This window comes from Spongiactinospora gelatinilytica, assembly GCF_003236385.1.
GTDB classification, from domain to species: Bacteria; Actinomycetota; Actinomycetes; order Streptosporangiales; family Streptosporangiaceae; genus Spongiactinospora; species Spongiactinospora gelatinilytica.
This window is the reverse complement of record NZ_POUA01000940.1, coordinates 1-389: the sequence shown is the minus strand read 5'-3', so window position 1 is coordinate 389 and position 389 is coordinate 1. Positions and strand designations below refer to the sequence as shown.

Sequence of the window (389 nt, the reverse complement as noted above, 5' to 3'; positions counted from 1 at the left end):
GTATAGTTATGTCGGGATTTAGCATTGAGCAGGGTTTGTTAAGCCCATGCGATTTTGTGGCGTCACCCAATTTTGGACAACGCCCCGATCCTAACGATATTCATCTGATTGTGATACATAATATCAGCTTGCCGCCCAGTGAATTTGGTCTAAAAAATAACCAAGGCGAGCATTTTGTTCGTGCATTTTTTCAAAATCAGTTAGACCCCAAAGCCCATCCGTATTTTGCAACCATCTATCAGCAGCAGGTCTCCGCGCATTTGTTTATTGAGCGCGACGGTAGGGTCACGCAGTTTGTGAGCTTTGATGAGCGGGCTTGGCATGCTGGCAAATCTAGTTATTTGGGCGTGCCAAACTGCAATGACTATTCGATTGGGATTGAGCTGGAG

The 389-nt window shown here is 45.8% G+C and carries 1 protein-coding gene; it reads left to right on the top strand.

Features of this window, described 5'->3' with window-relative positions; translation table 11 throughout:
* Positions 1 to 389, top strand: a 389-nt coding sequence (gene ampD, locus C1I98_RS46890; RefSeq protein WP_199537617.1) for a 1,6-anhydro-N-acetylmuramyl-L-alanine amidase AmpD, incomplete at both ends; no start/stop codon positions are given.